Genomic DNA, 6,460 nt, shown 5'->3' on the forward strand with positions numbered 1-6,460 from the left:
GGCCGGCCCGGAGCTGTGGCTCCGGGCCGGGAAACGGACTGAAATTCGACCCTGGGGCACGGCCGCGCCCGCGCGTCGCTGAGTCCGTGGCTGTGCCCGTGGCCGTGCCCGTGCCCGTGGTCGTGCCCGTGGTCGTGGTCGTGTCGGCAGTCGTGAAGGCCGTCAGTTGTTGGCGAAGACCGTCACGCCGTCCTCGGTGGCGTGCACCGGCCGGAGCTCCTCGGCCTCGTGGGCCAGGGACCTGCGGCGGACCAGGACGACGACCGCGCCGAGCACCGCCGTGACCGCGGCGACCACGAACGGGACGTGGATGTTGCTCCACTCCTCGATCTTCGGGGCGAGGAAGGGGGCGGCAGCCGCGGCGAACCAGCGGACGAAGTTGTAGCCCGCGCTGGCCACCGGCCGGGGCGCGTCCGACACGCCGAGCGCCAGTTCCGTGTAGACGGTGTTGTTCACACCGATGAAGGCGCCGGAGACGATCGTGGCGACGACGGCGGTGGTGTGGTTGCCGTAGCCCAGGACGATCAGGTCGGCGGCGAGCAGGACCAGCGAGCCGCCGAGCACCTGCAGCGAGCCGAAGCGCCGCTGCATCCGCGGGGCCACCAGGACCGAGAAGACCGCGAGCAGCAGGCCCCAGGCGAAGAAGACGGCGCCCGACCTGTACGGCGTCATGTCCAGCACGAACGGCGTGAAGGCCAGGATCGTGAAGAACGCGTAGTTGTAGAAGAAGGCCGACGCGGCGACGGAGGCGAGACCGCCGTGGCCGAGCGCCTTGAGCGGGGCGAGGAGCGAGGTCTTCCGCGCGGGCCTGGGCTGCTCCTTCAGGAACGCGGCGATGCAGAGGAAGCCGATGGCCATCAGGGCCGCGGTGCCGAAGAACGGGTAGCGCCAGCTCGCGTTCCCGAGTGCCGCGCCGAGCAGCGGGCCGCACGCCATGCCGAGGCCGAGCGCCGACTCGTACAGCAGGATCGCCGCGGCGCTGCCGCCGGCCGCCGCCCCGACGATCACGGCGAGTGCGGTGGAGACGAAGAGCGCGTTGCCCAGTCCCCAGCCGGCCCGGAAGCCGACCAGCTCGCCGACCGATCCGGACGTGCCGGACAGCGCGGCGAAGACCACCACCAGCGCGAGCCCGAGCAGCAGCGTCTTCTTGCCGCCGATGCGGCTGGAGACCCAGCCGGTGACGAGCATCGCGACGGCGGTGATCAGGAAGTACGAGGTGAACAGGAGCGAGACCTGGCTCGGGGAGGCGCTCAGGCCCTTGGCTATCGACGGCAGGATCGGGTCGACGAGCCCGATGCCCATGAAGGCGACGACGGACGCCCCTGCCGTCGCCCAGACCGCCTTCGGCTGGCGCAGGAGGCTGCCCGCGCCGGCACCCGTGCCGTCGCCGGGGCCCGTACCCGCGCGGTCGCCCTCGCCCTCGCTGAAGGGATCCTCTCCCTTGCCCTCACCGTGCCGCATGGCTTCTCTCGCTCTCCGCTAGATCGTTGCGATATACAAACAATAAGTTAGAGATCCTAATGAATGCAAGTTACATCTAGTTTTGGCCGGTGGGAGGCGGGGGAGAGTGGAAGGAGCGTCGGAAAGCGGCGCGCGCCGGACGGGTGATCGTCCTTGACGCGGCGTCGACCGGGGAGGACTGTTGGGCGCTATGAGGGGCGAACCCAGTTGCCCGAAGTGTGCAGGCCGGGTCAGGGCGCCCGGTCTTTTCGCCGACTCCTGGCACTGTCCCGTACACGGGGCCGTGCATCCGCTGCAGCCGGTACTGCCGCCCAGCGTCGAGGCCCTCGCCGTCGCGGTGAACCGTGCGCACGTCCCGGTCTGGATGCCGTGGCCGCTGCCGGTCGGCTGGTTGTTCAGCGGGATCGCGTACGCGGGCGACGACAGCACCGGCGGCCGTGCCACCGCCGTCGCCTGCTCGGGTCCTGGCCCGCTCGGCGGATTCGGTGAACTCCTGCTGGTGGCCGAGGAGTTGGGTGTCGGGCTCGGTGCGCGGTACGCGGGCATCGACGGCCCCGACCCCGGCGCGCACATCTCCATGGAGAAGCCCCCGCAGACCAAGGTCCTCGCATCCGGCCGCCCCACCCCGATGTGGCACGTCTCCGGTACGCCGACGGACCGCGCGGTCTTCGCGGGAGAGGCGCGCGGGATCTGGCTGTGGGCGATCGTCTGGCCCGAGCAGTCCGGCCTGATGATGTACGACGAACTCGTCCTGACCGACCTGCGGGACGCCGGGGCGGAAGTGGAACTGCTGCCCTGCGGGGCGCTGTCGCCGCGCATCCTGACCTGAGCCGGGGCGCTGTCGCCGCGCATCCTGACCTGAGCCGGAGCTCCGTCGCCGCGCATCCCGGCCCGAGCAGGGGCGTTGTCACCGCGCCTGCCGCTCCGGCCCGGGTGCGCGGGCGCTCGACCTGGGCATGTTCGAATCCCAGTTACCCTTGAACGTCCCCTCTGTCCGTCCTGCCCCTGGAGTACGCGTCGTGCGCATCGACCTGCACACCCACTCCACGGCCTCCGACGGCACGGACACCCCCGCGGAACTGGTCCGCAACGCGCGCGCCGCGGGGCTCGACGTCGTCGCCCTCACCGACCACGACTCGGTGCGCGGCCACGCCGAAGCGATCACTGCACTGCCCGAGGGTCTGACCCTCGTCACCGGCGCCGAACTGTCCTGCCGCCTCGACGGCACGGGCATGCACATGCTGGCGTACCTCTTCGACCCGGAGGAGCCCGAGTTCGCCCGCGAGCGCGAGCTCGTCCGCGACGACCGGGTGCCGCGCGCGCAGGGCATGGTGGCCAAGCTCCAGGAGCTCGGGGTCCCGATCGAGTGGGCCAGGGTCGCCGCCATCGCGGGCGACGCGTCCCTCGGCCGCCCGCACATCGCCGAGGCCATGGTCGAACTCGGTGTCGTCGAGGACGTCTCCGCCGCCTTCACCTCCGAGTGGCTGGCCAACGACGGCCGGGCGTACGTCGACAAGCACGAGCTCGACCCCTTCACCGCCGTCCGCCTGGTCAAGGCGGCCGGCGGCGTCACCGTCTTCGCGCACCCCGGCGCCGCCAAGCGCGGCGACACCGTGCCGCTGACCTCGATAGCCGAGCTGGCGGCCGCCGGTCTCGACGGCATCGAGGTCGACCACATGGACCACGACGAGGACGACCGCGCCCGGCTGCGTGCCTTCGCCGCCGAGCACGCCCTCCTCGTCACCGGCTCCAGCGACTACCACGGCAGCCGCAAGACCGTCCGGCTCGGGGACTACACCACCCACCCCGACGTCTACGGCGAGATCACCCGCCGTGCGACCGGCGCCTTCCCGGTGCCCGGTGCGGGTGGACGCCCGCGCGCGTAGGGCCTGTCCCCAGGTTCACTGGCGCGCCTGACGGCATCGAGCTCTTTGGTGCCGTACGAACAAAAACCCTCATGTTCCGCAACGAGCTGTGCCCGTGCGCCCCCGCGCCCGTCGGCACGGCCCTCTCCCGCAAGGCCTCACTGTGCTCGACTTTGCCGTCTTCGGATCCCTCTTTCTCACGCTTTTCGTGATTATGGACCCCCCTGGGATCACCCCGATCTTCCTCGGTCTGACCTCCGGCCGGCCCGCCAAGGTGCAGCGCCGGATGGCCTGGCAGGCGGTGGCCGTCGCCTTCGGCGTGATCGCCGTCTTCGGCGTCATCGGCCAGCAGATCCTCGACTATCTGCACATCACCACCCCCGCGCTGATGATCGCGGGCGGTCTGCTCCTGCTGCTCATCGCGCTCGACCTGCTCACCGGCAAGAACGAGGAGCCGACCCAGACCAAGGACGTCAACGTCGCCCTCGTACCGCTGGGCATGCCGCTGCTCGCCGGGCCCGGCGCGATCGTCTCGGTCATCCTCGCCGTGCAGCACCAGAACACCGTCACCGGTCAGATCTCCGTCTGGGCGGCGATCATCGCCATGCACCTCGTGCTGTGGCTGGCGATGCGCTTCTCGCTGGTGATCATCCGGGTGATCAAGGAGGGCGGTGTGGTGCTGGTGACGCGCCTGGCCGGCATGATGCTCTCCGCGCTCGCCGTGCAGCAGATCATCAACGGCGTCACGCAGGTCATCCAGGGCAGCTGAGCTGCGGGGCCACGGACTCCGTAGCCCCGGATACGGCAAGCGCCCCCGTGCAGCTACTGCACGGGGGCGCTTTTTAGAATCATATCGATACGTCGTACGTGTTACGAGGCCGGGGAGTCGGCCGGGCGGATGTAGATGCGCTGGCCGATTGCGGCGGCCTGCTGCACGATCCGGTTGACGGAGGCGGCGTCCACGACCGTGCTGTCCACGGCGGTGCCGTCGACATCGTCCAGTCGCATGATTTCGAAGCGCATGCGCTTCTCCCTTCGTCTGATCCTCCTGCAGGAGAACTGTGGTGAATGTGTGGGGTGCACGTGGGCCCGGTGGCCCGTGCGTTCCACAGGGTTACAACGACCCCCTTCCCGAAAAGATTCCCTACACTAAAGAAAATTTTCGTGAGGCTAACTACCAATCGGTGGAGCGCCGCTTGTGCGGTGCCTGTGATGCCCCGGAGAATGGGCGGCGTATGGACGACGCACAGCCTTCGGGCCCCACTGACCCCGCCAGGATCTCCGCCCGCCTGGACCGCACCAACGAGCTCCTCACCCGCATGCTCGCGGAGGTCGCCAAGACCCCCTCCACCCACGCGATCTTCGTGGACGCGGGCTATGTGTACGCGGCGGCGGGCCTGCTGGTCACCGGCACCGAGGACCGGCGCTCCTTCGACCTGGACGCGGAGGGGCTGATCGAGGCGTTCATCGACAAGGCGCGGATCATCTTCGCGGACAGCCGACTGCTGCGGGTGTACTGGTACGACGGTGCCAGGCGCCGCATCCACACCACCGAGCAGCAGACCATCGCCGAGCTCCCTGACGTCAAGGTCCGCCTCGGCAACCTCAACGCCAACAACCAGCAGAAGGGCGTCGACTCCCTGATCCGCACGGATCTGGAGTCACTCGCCCGGCACCGCGCGATCAGCGACGCGGCCCTGGTCGGCGGCGACGAGGACCTGGTCTCGGCGGTCGAGGCCGCCCAGGGGTACGGGGCGCGCGTCCACCTGTGGGGCATCGAGGCGGGCGAAGGGCGCAACCAGGCCGAACCGCTGCTCTGGGAGGTCGACAGCCAGCGCACCTTCGACCTCGACTTCTGCAAGCCGTACGTCACGCGCCGCCCGGTCACCACGTACGAGCAGGAGAACGGCCCGACGCCGAAGCGCGAGGACGTGCGCTTCCTTGGCGCCCAGATCGCCGCGAAGTGGCTGTCCGAGCGGGGCAGGCAGGAGCTCGGCGAGCTGCTGCCGGGGCGCCCCTACCTGCCCGGCCCGGTCGACCAGGAACTGCTGGTGGAGGCCGAGCGGATGCTCCAGCGGTCGCTGCGCGGCCACTCCGACCTGCGGCGGTCGCTGCGGGACGGGTTCTGGCAGCACCTCCAGTCGCAGTACTAGGCGCCGGGGACCCGGTCCCAGAAGTCGGCCAGGGCCCGGGCGGTCTCGTCCGGGCGGTCGGTGTTGGGGGAGTGGCCCGCGTCCTGGATCACGGTGCGGTGGGCGCCGAGGCGGACCGCCATGTCGTCGACGAGGGGGATCGGCCAGGTGTCGTCGACGGTTCCCGACACGACGTGCAGGGGGAGACCGGCCTCCCGCAGTTCGGTGACGCGGTCGGGCTCGGTGGAGAGCTGGTGGCCGGTCGCGGCGAGCTGCGCGGGGCTGTGCAGCAGCCAGCGGTGCCGGAGGGCCGCCTCCAGCTGCGGGTCGCGCGCCTGGACGGTGGTCTCCTCCGGTACGGGCGTCTCCATGGCCTGCATCGCGTCCCAGACCTCGCCCATCGACATGACGGCGAAGGCCTGCGTCAGAAGAGCGATCTTCTCCTGCTGCGAGGGATCCACCTCGGCGGGACCCGACGACATCAGGGTCAGCGAGCGGAAGGGGGCGGGGTCGGTGAGCACGGCCGCGCGGGCGATCTGGCCGCCGAGCGAGTGGCCGAGGAGGTGGCGGGGCCCGGTGCCGAGGGCGGCGGCCTGCGCGAGGACGTCGCGCGCCAACTCGGCCTGTGCGTACGGGAGCTGACTGTCCGTCGGTCCCTCCGACTCGTACTGTCCGCGGCCGTCCACGGCGACGGCGCGGTAACCGGACCGGGCGAGCGGGACCAGCATCGCGATGAAGTCCTCCTTGCTGCCGGTGTACCCGGGCAGGAGGAGGGCGGTGCCACGGGGCGGCCCGGCGGGCTCCGCTTCGAGCGCGGCGAAGGTGCCGCGCTCGGTGCGGAGGGGGACGGCGCGGACACCGGAGGGCGGAGTGAAGGTCGACGGCCTGCTCATGCCTTGAGGCTACCGGCGGGTTCGGGGCGGTGGGGCAGGGTGGTCGTCGCGCGGGTGCGTCGTGGCGGGTCGCGCAGTTCCCCGCGCCCCGGAATGCCTGCCCCCGGAC

Annotated in this window: 7 protein-coding genes; 4 read left to right on the forward strand and 3 right to left on the reverse strand. The window is 70.8% G+C overall.

Annotated features, from left to right (window positions below; genetic code table 11):
- Positions 1 to 162: 162 nt before the first annotated feature.
- Complete coding sequence (locus ACWGIG_RS35885) at positions 163 to 1,461, reverse strand: MFS transporter (RefSeq protein ID WP_453325899.1); 1,299 nt, start codon at positions 1,459 to 1,461, stop codon at positions 163 to 165.
- A 190-nt stretch (positions 1,462 to 1,651) separates the two neighbouring features.
- On the opposite strand from ACWGIG_RS35885, the gene ACWGIG_RS35890 reads away from it, so the two are divergent.
- The 3 genes from ACWGIG_RS35890 (at position 1,652) to ACWGIG_RS35900 (ending at position 4,095) form a co-directional block, all read left to right on the forward strand.
- Entirely contained in the window at positions 1,652 to 2,290 is a 639-nt protein-coding gene (locus ACWGIG_RS35890) for a DUF6758 family protein (protein ID WP_453325900.1), read from the forward strand.
- A gap of 190 nt (positions 2,291 to 2,480) precedes the next feature.
- Complete coding sequence (locus tag ACWGIG_RS35895) at positions 2,481 to 3,347, forward strand: PHP domain-containing protein (protein WP_453325901.1); 867 nt, start codon at positions 2,481 to 2,483, stop codon at positions 3,345 to 3,347.
- Between the two features lie 142 nt (positions 3,348 to 3,489).
- Positions 3,490 to 4,095: a MarC family protein gene (locus ACWGIG_RS35900; protein WP_453325902.1), complete on the forward strand. Its 606-nt coding sequence runs from the start codon at positions 3,490 to 3,492 to the stop codon at positions 4,093 to 4,095.
- A 101-nt stretch (positions 4,096 to 4,196) separates the two neighbouring features.
- On the opposite strand, the gene ACWGIG_RS35905 is transcribed toward ACWGIG_RS35900, so the two are convergent.
- Positions 4,197 to 4,349: a hypothetical protein gene (locus tag ACWGIG_RS35905; protein ID WP_453325903.1), complete on the reverse strand. Its 153-nt coding sequence runs from the start codon at positions 4,347 to 4,349 to the stop codon at positions 4,197 to 4,199.
- Positions 4,350 to 4,561: 212 nt separating this feature from the next.
- Between ACWGIG_RS35905 and ACWGIG_RS35910 the strand changes: the two genes are divergently transcribed.
- Positions 4,562 to 5,479, forward strand: a complete 918-nt coding sequence (locus ACWGIG_RS35910) for an NYN domain-containing protein (RefSeq protein WP_453325904.1) — start codon at positions 4,562 to 4,564, stop codon at positions 5,477 to 5,479.
- Here the strand turns inward: ACWGIG_RS35910 and ACWGIG_RS35915 are convergent.
- Positions 5,476 to 6,351 (reverse strand): alpha/beta fold hydrolase, encoded by an 876-nt coding sequence (locus ACWGIG_RS35915; protein ID WP_453325905.1) that lies wholly within the window; start codon positions 6,349 to 6,351, stop codon positions 5,476 to 5,478. The genes ACWGIG_RS35910 and ACWGIG_RS35915 overlap by 4 nt on opposite strands.
- Between the last annotated feature and the right edge of the window lie 109 nt (positions 6,352 to 6,460).

The sequence above is a fragment of the Streptomyces sp. NPDC054863 genome, assembly GCF_053610825.1.